The sequence below is a fragment of the Paenibacillus sp. NRS-1760 genome, from assembly GCF_050467785.1.
Taxonomy (GTDB): domain Bacteria; phylum Bacillota; class Bacilli; order Paenibacillales; family Paenibacillaceae; genus Pristimantibacillus.
The window spans coordinates 281,357-299,840 of sequence record NZ_JBITPK010000009.1; the positions used below are offsets into that span (position 1 = coordinate 281,357).

The 18,484-nt window shown below is 43.2% G+C and carries 11 protein-coding genes; 7 read left to right on the top strand and 4 right to left on the bottom strand.

Annotation, left to right across the window (positions count from 1 at the left end; all coding sequences use genetic code 11):
- The first annotated feature begins 290 nt into the window (after positions 1-290).
- Positions 291-6,401 carry an S-layer homology domain-containing protein gene (locus tag ACIFSR_RS10965; protein WP_430057359.1) on the top strand — a complete coding sequence of 2,037 codons (6,111 nt, stop codon included), beginning with the start codon at positions 291-293 and terminating at the stop codon, positions 6,399-6,401.
- Positions 6,402-6,514: 113 nt separating this feature from the next.
- On the opposite strand, the gene ACIFSR_RS10970 is transcribed toward ACIFSR_RS10965, so the two are convergent.
- Both ACIFSR_RS10970 and ACIFSR_RS10975 read right to left on the bottom strand, forming a co-directional pair.
- Entirely contained in the window at positions 6,515-6,991 is a 477-nt protein-coding gene (locus ACIFSR_RS10970) for a small multi-drug export protein (RefSeq protein ID WP_339207415.1), read from the bottom strand.
- A gap of 20 nt (positions 6,992-7,011) precedes the next feature.
- Positions 7,012-8,040, bottom strand: a complete 1,029-nt coding sequence (locus tag ACIFSR_RS10975) for a peptidoglycan DD-metalloendopeptidase family protein (RefSeq protein WP_430057361.1) — start codon at positions 8,038-8,040, stop codon at positions 7,012-7,014.
- Positions 8,041-8,233: 193 nt separating this feature from the next.
- Between ACIFSR_RS10975 and ACIFSR_RS10980 the strand changes: the two genes are divergently transcribed.
- From ACIFSR_RS10980 to ACIFSR_RS10990, 3 genes are all read left to right on the top strand, one after another.
- Positions 8,234-8,992, top strand: a complete 759-nt coding sequence (locus ACIFSR_RS10980) for a response regulator transcription factor (protein WP_339207417.1) — start codon at positions 8,234-8,236, stop codon at positions 8,990-8,992.
- Positions 8,989-10,740 carry a sensor histidine kinase gene (locus tag ACIFSR_RS10985; protein WP_430057363.1) on the top strand — a complete coding sequence of 584 codons (1,752 nt, stop codon included), beginning with the start codon at positions 8,989-8,991 and terminating at the stop codon, positions 10,738-10,740. Before ACIFSR_RS10980 ends, ACIFSR_RS10985 begins: the two co-directional genes overlap by 4 nt.
- 184 nt (positions 10,741-10,924) lie before the next feature.
- Positions 10,925-11,107: a hypothetical protein gene (locus tag ACIFSR_RS10990; RefSeq protein ID WP_430057365.1), complete on the top strand. Its 183-nt coding sequence runs from the start codon at positions 10,925-10,927 to the stop codon at positions 11,105-11,107.
- 77 nt (positions 11,108-11,184) lie between these two features.
- Here the strand turns inward: ACIFSR_RS10990 and ACIFSR_RS10995 are convergent, their stop codons facing one another.
- Positions 11,185-11,847: a PspA/IM30 family protein gene (locus tag ACIFSR_RS10995; protein WP_430057367.1), complete on the bottom strand. Its 663-nt coding sequence runs from the start codon at positions 11,845-11,847 to the stop codon at positions 11,185-11,187.
- Positions 11,848-11,909: 62 nt separating this feature from the next.
- A complete protein-coding gene (locus ACIFSR_RS11000) occupies positions 11,910-12,125 on the bottom strand; it encodes a PspC domain-containing protein (RefSeq protein WP_076271803.1) in 216 nt (71 codons plus the stop codon).
- 576 nt (positions 12,126-12,701) lie between these two features.
- Between ACIFSR_RS11000 and ACIFSR_RS11005 the strand changes: the two genes are divergently transcribed.
- The 3 genes from ACIFSR_RS11005 (at position 12,702) to ACIFSR_RS11015 (ending at position 17,025) form a co-directional block, all read left to right on the top strand.
- Positions 12,702-13,232, top strand: coding sequence for a PQQ-binding-like beta-propeller repeat protein (locus tag ACIFSR_RS11005; RefSeq protein ID WP_430057369.1), 531 nt, complete (start codon positions 12,702-12,704; stop codon positions 13,230-13,232).
- On the top strand, positions 13,214-16,042 hold the full coding sequence (locus tag ACIFSR_RS11010) for an S-layer homology domain-containing protein (RefSeq protein ID WP_430057371.1): 2,829 nt from the start codon (positions 13,214-13,216) through the stop codon (positions 16,040-16,042). Before ACIFSR_RS11005 ends, ACIFSR_RS11010 begins: the two co-directional genes overlap by 19 nt.
- Before the next feature lie 311 nt (positions 16,043-16,353).
- Positions 16,354-17,025, top strand: a complete 672-nt coding sequence (locus tag ACIFSR_RS11015) for a hypothetical protein (RefSeq protein WP_430057373.1) — start codon at positions 16,354-16,356, stop codon at positions 17,023-17,025.
- Positions 17,026-18,484: the final 1,459 nt, after the last annotated feature.

Consider the following 18,484-nt stretch of genomic DNA (forward strand, 5'->3'; position numbering starts at 1 on the left):
CTTGGAGAAAACATCAGTTTATGGATTGATTCTGCATGAAATAAAACGACATTTTATGTCGAAAAAAAAGAGGATTTTATTCTATATTGTCGAATATCAAATTAGTTATAGTACTGACATTTTTTGGTGAAAGGAAGGTTGGGAGGAAATTTCAACTGGATAGCATTTCATAGAAACGAATCGGAAATTCAGTTCATTTACTAGAAAGGAGATTGCTAGACATTTTCTTAGTTGAGTCGGAGCTATATCAAAAGACACATCTTGTAAAAATCTAATTTGGAGTTGAATTTATGTATAAGCGTATTCGTTTTTTTCGCGCTCCCTTACTCATGATTCTTAGTTTTCTCGTCGTTTTTTCTCAAATCATATGGTTCTCATCAACAACATATGGAGCCGGATCAAGCTGGGATACATTAAATAATCCTATTCATAATACGAGCAACCAGTTTTTGGGAATGGGCTATGGTAACGGCGTTTATGTTGCAGTAGGAAGTAACGGTCTGATTGCTACATCTTCGGATGCTGCAAAGTGGACAACAAGAAGTACGAATAGTACTCAAAACTTAAATGAAGTGGATTATGGAAACAACGTCTATGTTGCAGCTGGTGCAGGTGGTACGATTTTATATTCTGCTGATGCTGTTACATGGAATGCAGCAACATCCAACACGTCGAATCAGTTATTTTCTGTGAAGTTTTTAAATGGTTCATTTTGGGCAGTTGGAGCATCCGGCATTATTTTGAAATCAAGCGATGGGCAGTCGTGGACATACATTGCATCTGGAATTTCCAACGATTTGTACAACATATCCTATGGAAACAGTAAGTATGTCTTAGGCGATGCAAACGGAAAAATTTATTATTCGGCCACTGGAAACCCATCAACATGGGGCGGAGGACAGCAGCTTAACAGTACATATTATAGTTCAATAAACTTTATAGGATTTTTAAATAATCATTTTTACGCTTTTGATTCCAGTCCAATACTTGCAAGCTACAGATCTTCAGATGCCATTACCTGGACAAGTACTCCTTTAGCTTGGCAGGCTTTTGCAGGTGCATATGGCAATGGCGTGTATGTTTTGTATAGCAATGCTAATACAGCATTCACTTCTATGGATGGGGTGAGCTGGACTGAACGGACAACAAACTATGGAAACACGATGCAGGCTATTACATTTGGCAATGGAAAATTTGTCGCTGCAGGCAATAGCGGCTCTATCATGTATTCGCTTGATGGTATCGAATGGACAACAGTAACACCAAACATCACAGATACGGTCTATAACAATGGTCTTTATGTTGCTGTAGGCTATAACAATTCGGCTACGATTGGCGGCACCATTTTTACTTCCACTGATCGAGTGAATTGGACAAGCCGGATAACGCCAACTGCAAATGGATTTTCAAGTATTGCATACGGCAACGGCACTTATGTAGCAGTTGGTTCGGGCGGTACGATCTATGTATCAAGTAATGCAACCAATTGGAATTTGGCAGCTTCTAATACGACAAGCAACTTACAAGGTGTCCAATTTGTAAATAATCGGTTTATTGCTGTAGGAAACAGCGGAACGATTTTAACATCTAGCGACGGAACGGCATGGACATCAGCTGCAATTACTGGAGGTCCGGCTATCACGACTGTTCTTTACTCTGTTGCTTATGGGAATGGAACATATGTTGCTGTAGGTCAAGGATCAAGAATGGCATATTCATCAGATGGATTGAATTGGACTGCTTCCTCTTTAACAGGTTCATCCTTCATTTTCAGAAACGTTGTTTATGCAAATAATCTATTTGTTGCTGTGGGAGCCAGTGGTAAAATATTTACCTCGTCAGATGGCACCAGCTCGAACTGGACTAGTCAAGATAGTACAGCTACTGGTCTCTTAACAGGGATCGCATACGGAGCGGGACAGTTTATGGTTTCAGGTATTGGAGGGAAAATTGTATCTTCTCCGGATGGAGCAAGCTGGACTTCAGAAGCAACTAATGTAGCAGCTTTTCTTACAAATGTGGTTTATGACGGCAGCCGGTTTCTTTCACTTGGATATAATTTCACGACTATAGAGGCTGCTGCCGTAGTTTCTTCACCACCTTTGATTATTGGAAATCCTAGCAATGCAACGATTAATGAAGGCGAGAACGCTACCTTCACGGTTGCTGCGTCTAATACGAACTCTTATCAATGGCAGGTAAATACGGGTGCTGGATTTTCAAATATTGTTAATAGTTCAACGTATAGTGGAGCGACTGCCTCAACGTTAACTATAACGGGTGCGACAACGGGAATGGATGGATACCAATATCGAGTCATTGCTATGGGAAGCACAGCGCCTGCGGCAACCTCGAATAGTGCGACGTTAACGGTAACAGCACCTTCGATTGCTTCGACTATTATGTTTAAATCGAATGCTGGTATTGCTGGCAACGCAACCGTTGTGTCAGATGGGCAGGGAGGATCAGATGATATACCGGGCTTTTCGCTTGATTTTTCGGCTAAGGCTGCTGCAAATCCAAATGAAAATTTAGTTCTAACTTATGAAATTCCTTATCCGGATACAATTGGTGCAAGTGGACTATCCGCTGGTTATGCAGATAGTGAATCCCAAAGTATATGGACGATTAAAAGTCGAAATTCATCTCAAAACTTCTCTTTAGATTCGATTACGTTAATCGATTCGGGCAATAAAGATGTCAAAATTGGTGCTTTTAATGATGGTGTTCAGGTTGGAGAATGGGTCGATCTAACGATTAGTGTTGATCCATGGATGTTTACGTTCGATCACTCAAATGGATTAAACTTTTCATTTGACAATATTGATGAAATTCGAATAATTCCTCAAGATTCAGAAATGTGGATTTCAATTAATAACGTTCAGATTGGTGATCCTGTGACAAGGCCAGCTCCTTCGATTACAAGCAATCCAAGCAATGCGACGATCAATGAGGGTGACAACGCGACCTTCACGGTTGCTACATCTAATGCGAGCTCGTATCAATGGCAGGTGGACACTGGTGCGGGATTTACAAATATTAGTGATAATACAGATTACGCTGGAGCAACAACAGCAACTTTAGTTATAAAAGGCGCAACAGCGGCAATGAGCGGATACCAGTATCGCGCAGTCGCTTCGGGTAGTACTTCGCCTGCGGCAACCTCGAATAGTGCAACGTTGACAGTAATTCCTATGAATGTACCTTTGGCAGACTTTGCAAATACGAGCAAGACTGGAACATCGGCGACATTTGCATGGAGCGCAGCAACGGGCGCAACCAGCTTGAAGATTGAACAATCGCCAACTGGCGCAAACACATGGACAACAGCGGCAACTGGCGCACTTGCGACCAATGCAACAACAGCAACGGTAACAGGTTTGTCCGCCGCAACGGGATATGATTTCCGCCTTGTTGTAACTGGCGGAGCAAATGCTGGCAACTCGAATGTGGTGAATGTGACTACTAATTCAGTTGCGTTGATAGACTTTGCTAATTCGAGCAAGACTGGAACATCGGCGACCTTTACATGGAGCGCAGCAACGGGAGCAACCGGCTTGAAAATTGAGCAATCCCCGGCAGGAGCAAATACATGGACAACAGCGTCAACAGGCGCGCTTGCGATCAATGCAACAACAGCAACGGTAACAGGGTTGTCCGCCGCAACGGGATATGATTTCCGCCTTGCTGTAACTGGCGGAGCAAATGCAGGCGACTCGAACGTAGTAACGTTGACGACAAATCCAATCGCACTTACAAACTTCGCGAGTGCAAGCAAAACGGGAACAAGCGCAACGTTCACATGGAGCGCAGCAACAGGAGCAACAAACATTAAAGTGGAGCAATCACCAACAGGTGCTAACACGTGGACAACAGCGACAACAGGTGCTCTTTCCACGAATGCAACAACAGCAACGGTAACAGGCTTGTCAGCAGCGACAGGTTATGAATTCCGTCTAGTTGTAACAGGCGGAGCAAATGCAGGCGACTCGAACGTAGTAACGGTGACGACAAATCCGATTGCACTAACAGACTTCGCAAGTGCAAGCCAAACGGGAACAAGTGCAACGTTCACTTGGAGCGCAGCAACGGGCGCAACAAACATTAAAGTTGAGCAATCACCAACAGGTGCAAACACATGGACAACAGCGACAACAGGCGTGATTGCGACCAATGCAACAACAGCAACGGTAACAGGTTTGTCCGCTGCAACGGGATATGACTTCCGTCTAGTAGTTACAGGCGGAGCAAATGCAGGCGACTCAAACGTAGTAACGGTGACGACAAACCCGGTTGCACTGACAGACTTCGCTAGTGCAAGCAAAACAGGAACAAGCGCAACCTTCACATGGAGTGCAGCAACGAATGCAATAAGCATTAAAGTGGAACAAACACCAACAGGTGCAAACACATGGACAACAGCGACAACAGGTGCTCTTTCCACGAATGCAACAACAGCTACAGTAACAGGCTTGTCAGCAGCGACAGGTTATGACTTCCGTCTAGTAGTTACAGGCGGAGCGAATGCTGGGGACTCGAATATCGTGACGGCAACGACAAACCCGATCGCACTAACAGACTTCGCTAGTGCAAGCAAAACGGGAACAAGCGCAACGTTCACTTGGAGCGCAGCAACAGGTGCAACAAACATTAAAGTGGAGCAATCACCAACAGGTGCAAACACATGGACAACATCGACAACAGGAGCTCTTTCCACGAATGCAACAACAGCAACAGTAACAGGCTTGTCTGCAGCGACAGGCTATGACTTCCGCCTAGTTGTAACAGGTGGAGCAAATGCCGGCGACTCGAATATCGTGACGGTAACGACAAACCCGATCGCACTAACAGACTTCGCGAGTGCAAGCAAAACGGGAACAAGCGCAACGTTCACATGGAGCGCAGCAACGGGTGCAACAAACATTAAAGTGGAGCAATCGCCAACAGGTGCAAACACATGGACAACAGCGACAACTGGTGCTCTTTCCACGAATGCAACAACAGCAACGGTAACAGGCTTGTCTGCAGCGACAGGTTATGACTTCCGCTTAGTTGTAACAGGCGGAGCGAATGCAGGCGACTCGAACGTAGTAACGGTAACAACTTATTCAATTGAACCTTCACAGCCCAACCCGCCAAAAACGGAAGAAACCGATGTTGAAGTGCTGGTGAACGGTAAAATTGAATACGCAGGTAAAGCGACTACAGCAATTGTGAATAATCAAAAGGTGACAACGATTATCGTGGATCCTAATAAGCTTAAGAACAGATTGGAGTCTGAGGGTCAGCATGCTGTCATTACGGTTCCGTTAAAAGGCAGCTCAGATGTTTATGCTTCACAGATAAATGGGCAGATCATTTCTGATTTGGAACTAAAACAAGCTATCTTAGTCCTTCAACATGATCAATTTACGTATTCGATACCTGCTTCACAGATCAGTATCGATGCACTCACTAAGCTTTTTGGAAAAAAATTAAATCTTCAAGATCTCAAGCTCGAGATAGAGATTGCCGAGCCATTAGCAGATACCATAAAAATGGTGGAAAGTGCAGCAGTTAAAGGCCAGTTTGAGATGGTTGTTCCACCGCTTAATTTTACAGTGCGAGCTTCGTATGATGGAAAAACGATTGAAGTTTCTAAATTCGATGCGTATGTAGAAAGAATGATAGCTATCCCAGCTGATGTTGATCCTAAACGAATAACGACAGGGATTGTGGTTGAACCAAATGGATCTGTTCGTCATGTTCCAACTAGACTTATCGTTAAGAACGAAAAGTATTATGCCGTAGTGAACAGCTTAACGAACAGCACGTATACCATTGTCTGGCATCCACTTGCGTTTAAGGATGTAGAGCGGCATTGGGCAAAAGAAGCTGTGAATGATATGGGTTCACGAATGGTAATAACGGGTGTTGGCAATGAAATGTTTAATCCGAATAAATCGATTACTCGTGCGGAGTTTGCTGCTATTATCGTTCGGGGATTAGGTTTGAAATTGGAGACAAGTTCATCGTCATTCTCGGATGTGAACAAAAATGAATGGTATAGCAGTTATATTCAAACCGCATTTGCAAATGGTCTTATTAACGGATATGAAGATGGATCCTTCCGTCCTATGGACAAAATAACGAGAGAGCAAGCCATGGCGATCATTGCAAAAGCAATGAAAATCACCGGCTTGAAACCGAGTCTTGCAGCAAGTGAAGCTGGAGAATTGCTGCTTCCTTATAAAGATGCGAATGCCGCATCCGAATGGGCGAAGAGCAGCATCCTCGATTGCTTGCAAGTGGAGATCTTCTCAGGCAGAAGCAGTACTGTGCTTGCTCCTAAAAATGAAATCACGAGAGCAGAAGTGGCTGTGATCATCCAAAGACTTCTCAAAAAATCTAATTTGATTTAAAAGACTAAATACTAAAGGGTTATCTTACAAAGGTGAATACACCAATGTGAGATAACCCTTTTTTCTGTTTGAGCAATAGGATCTAAGTGAGCCTGTATGCTCGATCATCGCAATTAAATTATTTTCATATAGCTAAATCCATAAACAGAGCCGAGCGCCATTACAATGGTCCATACGGCAAGGCTGACTGCCATCCATTGAATGACGCGTTTTCGCGAGGATCCTAATGACAAAGCTAATAAAGCCGCGATGTCGGTGCCCACAATAAGGGGAGCCAGCAGGGCAAGTCCGGGAAGGCCGTAACGCTCCCAAATTCGCCTTGCTCGAGTCTCCTTTTTTGATGTTGTGGTAATGCCCTTCTTCAATTTCCGATTCGTATTCCACTTCGAAAATTGTTTGAAAAACAGGCCCAGGAGCAGTACCAAAAGAAAGTTGCCTGCAAAGCCGATAATGGCTACAGCTACTGGCGACAATCCTGCTACGATGCCAAGAGGTACGACTAGAAATACATCCAACCACGGCGCTGCTGCGAGTAAAAATAAAACAATATATGGCCATATCCCATCCGTTTGCTGAATCCATTCAATCATATTGTTCCTCCAGTTATTATTTAATTAGCTGAGGAAATGGTTTCGCCTTGAGACGGCTTCATCGCATTTTCCCACTTCACATTGATGGATCGGGCAGTGAATAGTTCGGGTCCGTCTGATAGCTGAAAATGCAAATGGGGCTCACTGCTGTTGCCTGAATTGCCGGTCAGACCGATGGCGTCGCCTTTTTTGACCTTGTCTCCTGGCTTAACTGTTGCAGAGCCTTTCTTGAGATGCGCCAGATGGCTGTATTCTCCACCGTGATCAATGACGACATTATTCCCAGCAGGTTCATTCGGATTCATTACCCCAACAGGCGCATTATCTAAAATATCATTCACTACCGATATGATTATACCATCCGCTGGAGCAATGATTTCTTTCCCGAAGGCATAATAGCTTTCATTTTTGAGCGGGTCACCTTTATAGGAAAAATGATCCTTTGTTTGGATGAAATCGTACGCGTATCGCTGAATCTCTAGTTCATAATGATAATTCACAAGAACATTCTCGCCGCCCCAAAATACAAACCAGTCGCCTTCAAAAGGTAAAGCATATTTATTTTTACTCAGCTTCGAATCGGTTTCAGGTGAGGAGGTTAGTTCCTGAACTTGAATTGATGTAATGACTCCGTCTGAATCAAACATTCCGAGCAGCCCCTTATTCCCCTCGTCACTCACCCATATGCGCCGGTCGTAACCATTAAGCTGTATAGTAGAGGATTTCTCGAATGTATGGATACCATTCGTAAACTCCTCTCCCGTCTTTTCTAAATCTGCTTCGCTTACCGCATCCTTTAAAGGCTGATTAAAACGGGCATAAATTTCTTTATACTTGCCGTCCAGCAGCGCCTTTGGCAGATCGTCTGGCATAAGTAATTGGTTCGTCGTCTCAGTGGGGCTCATTGTTTGCACAGCTCCTGTATTGGTGGTCACTGCTGAATTTTCTCCGCTGCAAGCGGCCAGAAGTAAAGCTAGTGAACCGGCAGCTAATGCCGTTTTTGCAGTCATTGCTGTACCATATATATAATTCGTTGCTCCTTTTTTCATTTTCATCGCCTCCCGATAATACCATTGTAGCAGCAGAGTCTTAGCTCTTATGAAACCCATCATTAACGCACTCTTAACTTTAAGAAGAGTGAATGGAGACGAATTAAGCTTCCCTTAAGATTAGAATGATTTAAAGTGAAAAAAATCATGCTATGATGATATAAACATCAGTTGGCGGAAGGAGCTGGCACGAATGAACCATGCATCAATTTTGCTCGTTGATGATGAGCAAGCGCTACTGGAGCTTTTGCAGACGGTATTGCGCAAGGAAGGCTACATGAATATTGATACCGTGCAATCGGGTGAAGAAGCCATTGAAGCTTGTGAAGCTAAAAAATACGATTTAATTGTACTGGATGTGATGCTGCCAGGGCGCAGCGGAATTGAAATATGTCCTTTTATCCGTCAAACGACGAACGCGCCAATTTTATTTCTCACCGCGAGAACATCGGATTTTGACAAGCTGACAGGGTTTGCGATTGGGGGAGATGACTACATTACCAAACCATTTAATCCGCTGGAAGTAGTAGCCCGCATAAGGGCGCAGCTGCGGCGGTACTTTAGTTCGTCAACGGAAACTGATGCCTTAAAAAATACCTCGGAAGATTCCCACAATCGAAAATCCAACGTATTTGATTACGGTCGATTTAAATTAGATGAGACAGCAGGTGAGCTGTTTATTGAAGGACAGGCTGTTTCATGTCCTGCACTTGTGTTTCAGCTGCTGCTTTTTCTTTGCAAAAACCCTAATCGAATATTCAGTAAAAGCGAGCTGTATGAGAAGGTTTGGGGTGAAGAAGCCTTCAGTGATGACAATACGGTCATGGTTCATATTCATCGGATAAGAGAAAGAATTGAAGCTGATCCGTCTAATCCAAAATTTATCGTTAACGTCAGAGGTATGGGCTACAAACTAGTTAAAACGGATCAGCAGGAGCTTACTATGCCATGAATATTAAGCGACAACTAACAGTGAAGTTCGTTCTTCAACTCGCAATAGCAGGAATGATCGTTCTTCTCATAGCTGCGCTGACCTTTTATTGGATGCTGCAGCGGTTTAGCGAGATTAACATTACACGTGATTTTGCCAGTGTAGGGTTAGAACAGATGGTAGAATCCTCTAAGCTTGGCAAGAATGGCATTACGTTTGCACCAAGCTTGCTGAGGCAGGTGAAGAAAAACAATGGCTGGCTGCAAAGCCTAGATGAGAATGGAAAAGTTGCTAGTGCTTATAACACGCCCAAAGATGTTCCCAACCAATATGGGCCAGGTGAATTAGTGGAACACTGGATGGGGAAGAGCACATTTCCTTACCAGATTGCGTTATGGATACAGCAGAAGGATGGGAAGAAATACACAATGGTCTATGGGGCTCCAAAAGTAATAGAGCCTATATTGGAACAATTAAATGAAGTCGAATTCATTGTTTCTGAAAAAAAATTAGTCCTTCCAGATGCCTTATCAGGAAAAATAAGATCGGCTCATGCTTTTGTTCAACTGATCGATTCGGCAGGTGTGGAACTGGTCTCCTATAACAAACCCGATGCGGTACCTTCGTTATACTCCGTTCCGGAACTTGCGCTTCGTACATTGTATGGTGAAAGATACGGTTACCGGATAGCAACCTCGCATGATGCAGAAACAGGAAACACCTGGCTTGTCGGAGAGCCGAATAGTGTAGCGGGAGATTCGGGCAAAAAGAAATGGATACCGGAGGAAGCACAGGTAGTCATTATCGGGTCCATTTTCTTGTTTATCTCCTTACTGGTCTTGTTCGTACTCCTCTCACTATGGCAGGCCCATCGCTTTGGCGCACCGATGCTGCACATGCTTGTGTGGCTCGATTCAATAGGGAAAACGGTGTATGAAGAACCTGTTGATCGTAGAGGTCTCCATCGAAGCCGAACGTCAGCAGGGAAATGGCGGCGAAGGTATCGTGTTTTTGCTGATGTGATGGTTTCTATTGAAAAGTTATCCAATGCGTTGAAGAGAGAGCAAGCGATGCGGGAGCAAACGGAAAGCCTAAGAGAAGAATGGATTGCTGGCGTTACCCATGATTTGAAGACGCCGTTATCCTCTATAACTGGTTATGCCCATTTATTAGCAGAGCCGGCATATGATTGGTCTCAGGAGGAGGTACGTAAATTTTCTTCGACGATGCTGGAAAAATCGGCTCATATGGATATGTTGATCAGCGATCTTGCTATGACGTACCGATTAAGGTCGGGAATTCTTCCTCCTGAGACGATGAAGGTTGAACTGAACGCCTGGCTTTATGAAGCGCTTGAGCAGGCTGCCGCTGATCCTGCTTATGGAAAAGAGCGCATTGTATTTCATGCTGCGCAAGATGATGTTTGGGTCCAACTGTATACGCCTTGGCTGGAGAGAGTGGTTAATAATTTAACCGCTAATTCGCTGCTTCATAACCCGCCTGGTACCGTTTTGACGGTATCGCTTCTGGCGACTGAAGAAGGTGGCGGAATAACGATAAAATTCACCGATGATGGCGACGGTATGGATGAAGCTACATTGAATCGGCTTTTTGAGCGTTATTATCGCGGCACGGATACCGCATCCACCACCAACGGTTCTGGACTTGGCATGGCTATATCGAAGGGACTGATTGAAGCTATGGGGGGCAGGATTACGGTTAAAACAACACCGGGTGAAGGGACGACGATTTTGTTAATATGGAGCTGACAACATCGACTTTCATCGAACAAACAACAGTTAAATAATCGCTGTAAAATTAGTAAATAAATGAAAAAAACGCTAGATCATGATATATTGATGATCTAGCGTTTTTTTTAATCTACAAAAGAATGAAAAATGTAAAGATAACATATTCTTGTCAATCGAAATTATTTGCCAGGGAGGGGTAAGAATGCAGCAACAGGAAAAAGAAATACAGGAGCTTAAAGAACGATTAGTTAACGTCGAGGAAAAACTTCAACGTAAATCGAATTCTTCTAACGCTCTAAAGTTTGTACTGTGGTTCATCCTTATATTCGTCGTTCTACTGATCGCAATTGGCGTATTTCAATTTATTAGCGCTTCTTCATCCTAATTTAAAATAATATTCTAACGAATAAAGCGGCGGTCAATGACGTTACTATACGTCTTGCCCGCCGCTTTTAGTTGTATTTAGGCTTTTTTAGTTTGAAGCCGTTTAAGTTCTTCATCCACACGAGCTTTGCGCTGCTCTAGCTGCTGATCGGAACCATATGCGCCAGCATGTAAGCTGTTGTATGAACCTTTTGTAAGCTCACGTTGTGCTTCTAATTCCATTACCTTTTGTTCAATCCGATCGAACCCTTGTGAAGCGGAGCTTCCATGAAGGGAGTTGGAATAGCTAGAAGAGGTTGCAGTTGTCTGCTGCACGCGGGTAATGAGCTCAGCGCGTTTTCCTTGCAGCCGTGTTTTCTCTTCTTTCAATGCCTCAATGCGATAACCGAGGTCAAGTACCGCTTGCTTTGCAAGCTGCTGCAATCTTACCGTTTCTTCAGCTTGTTCTAGATACAGCAGCTTCGCTTCAAGCGCCGTACGAGCTTCTGCTTCACGTTCCTCAACTGCCGCTTGCTCTGCTTTACCCTCGTAATAGCTTACTTGTCCGCTGAATTCACTTAGTTTAGATTGCAGCATGCGATCCTGTGCTTGCTGCTGCGCCAGCGCATGCTCAGTTTTGGCAATTTCCTCATCCAAATCTCTCAAATAATGATTAAGCATCATGACCGGATTTTCCATCTTGTCCAACATTTCATTTGCTGCTGCCTTTGTCATACTAACTACTCGTTGTAAAATTCCCATTGATAATCTCTCCTTAAAAGTTTGTGTTTGGTTTTATTTTCATTTGCATTCGTTTATTTGATTTAGTAGTGATCGGCAAATCGAAAGTCGTTGTTAATTGCTTTTGGGATAAAGAGTGTAGCTATAAAATATGCGAGTATAACCGTTCCGAAGCTGAAGAACGCCGCAATGACAACTAACAATCTAACAATAGTGGAATCAATGCCGAGCCATTGTCCGATGCCTCCGCATAGACCTGTCAGCTTGCTGTCTGTCGTTGATCGAAATAATTTTTTCATATACAGTCATCCTTTCGTGTAGCTCATCTATGTCCTTATTGTAGTCTCTGGAAGATTGTTTCGTAACGGTCCTCGGGCCATTTCGGTGCTAGGCTTTAGGCGGGGACTGTCTGCGACGGGCGACGGGGCTGCCGCTATTCTTATAGCAGTTATAGGCTGTGCTTTATTAGAAATTGCTTTTGGATTGGTGTTGGTCTCAGATGAAATTGTAAATCCATAAAAAAGCTGTCCGAAAATCATTAGACCTTTGGGCAGCCTTATCGGGATGATCAGGTTGTAGAACCAGCGAATTACGGTTGTGGGTTACATGTTCATTGCGTAGCTAAGCTGTAGTAGCGTTGCTTCTTTAAAGGAGCAGCTTAGAAATTCTATTTCTGCAGGCAAACCTTCTGCTGTGTAATCAGTCGAAACCGTAATTGCTGGCTGAGAATCCTGAATAAGGACTTAGTTTATTATTGTTTACCGCCTTCCCGAGCGAGAGAGGCTGCTAAATTCCTTTACTCTATTCAACCAATCTACTATTATAAATTTAGATTTTAGAGATAATAATTAGTATAAATGGGAGATGGGACCAACATGAACAGATGGTTTTATTATAAAATCGGAATTTGCTTGCTGATCGTTTTTACGCTGTGTGTTCCAAGCTTCGGTGCTTCATCCTCTGTCCAAGCGAATGACGCTAAACCTGCTGCTTCCTATTTAGCAGAGCGATGGAGCGAAAGCATCAAGGGAGGCGTAGCTGCGAATCCGGTCATCGGTGAGGACGGCACGGTGTACATCCTATCTCAGCAAGGGAAGGTTTATGCCTTTAGCCCTGTTGGTAAGCAGCTGTGGTCTGCTTATGTTAGTCCTATGGATGTTACTTCTTCAGAAAGAGAAGGTCAGCTCGAAATAGGAGCAGACGGGATCCTTTATGTCGGCTCAAGAGGGAATTTATATGCTTTCAACAAAGATGGCGTGAAAAAATGGGAGTATGAAACAACCTATTCAAGCTTTCAAAAGGTTGTCGTTCAACGTAACGGCTTAATCTATATTCAAGTGAGATCAAGGGACCGCTGCTTGCCCTGCGTATGGATGGTACGAAAGCATTGGAACGGACCAATATAACAAGTTTGGTAAAGTACGCAGACACTTTAGAGGATAAGGTTTTTATTACAACTTATAAAATAGATACCAAATTTGTTGAGGGCAAGCTAAGCACCGAATGGATATCTTATGCGGAGGAATTAAATGCTAGCGGCTCATCGCGCTGGAAAGTCAATATGTATGGATCATCTTATAATACCCCAATGACGGACAAGCAAGGCAATTTAATCGTATATTTAGAGGCTTCGAAAAAAGGAGATCAATCGGGTAGTTCACAGCTTAGTCAGGACAGAAGTCCAGGTGAGGTTAAAGTGATCAGTGAGGGAGCTGTGAAAAAAAGTTACTCGCTAAGCGCAAGGTCATACGCTCCTGTTATTTTTGATGATCAACAAAACGCTTATATTGTTACGAGAGATGCTGTCATTACTAAATTTGATACGCAAGGAAAACTGATATGGAAGCTGCAAATCGACGAAGATACTAATGTATTGGAAAACGGAACAGCAATGCAGCTGGATAAGGATGGTTCCCTTCTTTTCTACAGCTCATTGATTGGTTATGACAAGACGAAGGTTGAGAAAACCGAGCAAAGTGAATATTTTAAAAATCGCTTGCTTCGGATAAATCAAAGAGGGGAATTGCAATCCTCTATAAAGAGCGGCCTTTATGCTAGTTCGGTTGTTTCGTTAGACAATGGAATGAATGTAATAAATGGTTATAACAAAGTTGTTTTATCGGATTTGAAATCAACGAAGCTAACAGAGTACAACACAAATTCCCCCATTTATTTAACATATAGGGATATCAATACGATCTATGTTGGAACAGAGAGCGGCCGGATAATCGCGTTTGAAATTAAACAAGCCTCAAACAAGGGCGATGCGGTTTCCATCACGTTTGGGAACCTCTTTCCGTACATTGAATCAAAAAGTACATACTCGCTATTTGCAACTGTGAAGTGGGCAGATGGCAAGGAGCAAACCAATCCGCAAGGCATCGTTTATCGCAGCAACAATGAAAAAATTGCTTATTTTGATAAACAGGGCCTTCATACGGTCGGAGCTGGTGAAGTCGAGGTAAGCGCTGAATATTTGCATTTGAAGACGACAATGAAAATTAAGATAAACGAGCGAGCTTATATGAATGAGCCTGGGGTTACCTATAGCGCTCAGCTTGTGAAAAAATGGGGAGTGTCGTTGCCTACACTGAATAGCAGTATTAATGAGGTATACCAGGCTCCCCTCATCTCGGATAATGGTACGGTTTATGCACTTAGCAGTCAAGGGAAGGTAGCAGCTGTCAGCTTGGAAGGAAAGCTACAGTGGCAATACGATTTGAAGGATCAGGTATGGGCGAGGCCTGCAATTGGACCGGATGGACGGCTTTTTATAGGAACGAATAGCGGTTTGCTTACAGCATTTGATCCAAGCAGCGGCAAGCAGGTTCATCATAATATGGTGGCAGCTAATCAGCGCAATACTATGATTGGGTGGGATCGTTCCAGTAATAGATATACAGGATTTACAAATAATAATATTGTTAGGGATGGCAACAAACGCAGCGTCACCAGTTATCTTGAAGCATCAAATGTTTCGGATACTCGGCTTTGGTCGATATCGTTGAGTGGAGAGATCACACATTTTGAGCCAACTTTAAATGATACTGGAGACACTTTATATGTTATTACTACGGCAGATGAGTGGGTTGGTGAGAGTGCGACTATACCTTCAGGAATAGTACAAATTCGTAGACATGGCACGCTTTACGCTATTAATGCTTCATCTGGCAGCATTCGTTGGAAGTATGAGCTCGGCGTGTCAGATAATACATTTTATAAACCGTTGCTGCTTCAGGATGGGACCATTGTTACGAGCAGCTCACAAGGTACTGTAGAAGCAGTAGATAAAGAAGGCAAATCGAAATGGAAGAAAAATTTGAAAGTATATGCCTATACAGGACCATTTTTAAGCGAAAATAAGCTCGTTATATTTAAACCTGGCGAGAATATTGGCGTGACCGAGGGAGAAGAGCTTATCCGTTTTATTAATGTGAAAAATTATCCCGAATCCACCAATAGTATCAACCAGCAGCAGAATGAATGGCTTCTTACTTTATCTGATAATACTTACGCTAGTAGAGGACGTCATTCCCTTGCATCGTATAATTTAGCAGGCAAGTTGAAGTGGGAGCTCCCTATTGCTGGAGAAAAGACTGCAGTAAGTAGAATTAGCAACAACTTTCAAGTTGCAGTTATCGATTCAGCAGGTGAATTAACCTTCTCTGATATTGAGGTTAAACATACTTCTGGACTTTTATTTTCCGATTTGAAGCTGCACTGGGCAAAAGGAGCCGTTGAGGAACTTGCAGCAGCTGGCGTTGTAGACGGTTTTCCAGATGGAACCTACCGTCCTGCTGCTCAGGTAACGAGGGAGCAGTTTCTGGCTATGCTTGCGAAGAAACTGAAAGTTTCTGTTAAAGCAGAAAACCTGTCATTTCTTGACGTCCCGAGCACGCGCTGGTCTAGGCCATTTATTGAATCGGCTGTAACACAAGGCTGGATTGATGCTTCAAAATATGGAAATCGCTTCAAGCCTGAACAGCCGATTACAAGAGAAGAGGTAGCGGTATGGACAGCAAAAGCACTAAAGTTGATCGAAAAAACGGACGGCTTAGCTAAGATTTCTGACAAATCATCCATACAAGCATCAAACCTTGGGTTGGTGGGCGGAATAATAGATTCCGGTATTATTACTGGCTACAAGGACGGAAGCTTCAAGCCGCTCGCGACTTTGACTCGTGCAGAGGCAGCTGCTCTACTGGCACGAATGTAACAAGTTAGAGCAGAAGTACACGATAACAGCAGCTTCCTAAGATGTGGCATTAGCGTATTGAAAAGTTGAATAAAAAAAGTGCGACGTAGAACGTCATAGTATGACATATTATAAAAAGATGAATAAACAAGTGTGACGTAGAACGTCATAGTATGACATCTTTGAAAAGTTGGATAAGATAGTTGTGACATAGAACGTCATGGCTGACATCTTATAAAAAGTTAAATAAAAAAGTGTGACGTAGAACGTCCCTGGTTTTCCTCTGAACAAGAGGAGCCAAGGACGTTTTTTCATTTTGAGGAGGATGAGAGATGGAATTTGCTGAAGAACATGAGAAATGGTTGAAAAAACATTTGCGTGCAAGTAAGGGAGAGCACAAGAGCAGGCTTCAGCGTGGACATGGGCATGGTGAACGTTTGTTTTTGAAGCAAGTTTGGTGGCCGATGATGGGTAGTTTTGATCATTTACATCCGGAGTATGAAGTCGTGGATTGGCGTGGGAACCCTTTTTATATTGATTTAGTTTGGCAGCGGGGAGCGACGAGGTTCGCTTTCGAAATAAAGGGCTATGGACCTCATGTTCAGAATACCGATCGAATTCGATACCGACGGGAGCTAAATCGGGAAACATTTCTGCAAGTGCTTGGATACCGCGTCGTGTCCATACCTTATGACGAGTTGGAGGAAAAGCCGCAACTTATTGCGTCTTTGCTGCAGTCGCTGCTGGCTCCTTATTTGGTGACTCACACGCAAGAGCAAAACATGACACGCCTGGAGCGTGAGTTATTGCATTATGCGTTTAGGTCAAACAAGAACATTCGCCCAGCCGATGTGATGAAGGAATTTCATATTAATCGCCGCACGGCGGTCAAATATTTGAAAAGACTGTGTGACATTGGCAAGCTGCGTCCAGTTGTATCAGGAAAAGGTATTCGTATTGTCAGCTATGAGCTGATACGCTCGGCTTTTAATCCTTTTTTGTAGGGAGCGGAAGTGGACGTAGGAGTAGGAGTAGTAGTAGGACTAGGAGTAGGAGTAAGAGTAAGAGTAAGAGTAAGAGTAAGAGTAAGAGTAAGAGTAAGAGTAAGAGTAAGAGTAAGAGTAAGAGTAAGAGTAAGAGTTAGAGTTAGAGTAAGAGAGGAATTAGAAGTGACGGCTGAATATGTGTGAATGTGTGCATTTGTGGAGCGTGTGACTTGTGAGTATGTGGAGTGTGTCTTAATTACATACGAATTGTATAGGTAGAGAGCGATTGAAATTGTGTATATGGATTGTGAATGTAGTGTGTGGGGGGTGTGAATTTGGATTGTGCACGTAGTGTGAGTGAAGTGTGCATGTACCGCGTGTAAAGTTTGAATAAGTGCAAAAGTGCATCTATTTTCAATAAATGAGATGGATTTGACGAAAATAGGTGCACAAGTGCATCTATTTGAGTGGATTGAAAAAGTAGTTGTCGGAATAGGTGTATTTATGCGCTTAGATGAAACTGCTGGTATGAACCGGGGGGCTCACTTAACTAATCAGCATGTACTCTCGACTTTTTTTGTTGAGAGTAGCTGCTGGACTATGAGAGAATGTGCGTTTGTTAGGTGTATTCGGAGTACAGTTGGATGTATGTTAAGTGTGCGAGGAGTGTATTTGGATAGCATGTGAATTGTTTAGTTAGTTTATGGCGGCTTGTGCAGGTAGAGTGGATTATAGTGTGCTTGAACCATCTGTGAAGTGTAATTAAGCGCAAAAATGCACTAGTTTCTATCAAATTTGATGGAAATGATGCAAAGAGGTGCAAAAGTGCATCTAGTTGAGCGGATTTGAGAGGTAGCTGGCGGAATAGGTGCACTTATGCACTTAGATGACGTTGCTGCTGCTAACTGGGGTTCTCACTTAGCTAGCCATCTTTTTATTCTTCTTGGCTTTTGTAGATAGTAGTAACTGGACACGCAGCAGTGTGAATATGTGAAGTGTATTAGGTGTGGGGGTTATGCGTTTGTAGAGCGTGCAAGGAGTCCGATTTGTATGTTAAGTGTACAAGGAGTGCTATTAAACTAACAGTATGACATTTGTGTAGGTAGTGTGATTTGAGAGTATAAGTGGTTTACGTATGTTGTGTGATTGTAGTGTGCGTGACCGATCGTAAAGTGCAAATAAGCGCAGAAGTGGACTTGTTTTTATCAAATTTGATGGAGATAACACAAATAGGTGCACAAGTGCATCTAGTTGAGCGGATTTGAGAGGTAGCTGGCGGAATAGGTGCAGAAATGCACCTAGATCAAGTTATTGAGGTTAACTATGTACCTAAATGAAGCTATTACGGTTAGCTGTGCACCTAGATCAAGCAATTGAGGTTAACTATGTACCTAAATGAAGCTATTACAGTTAGCTCTGCACCTAATTTAAGGCATTACGGTTAGCTGGCACCTAGATCAAGCAATTGAGGTTAACT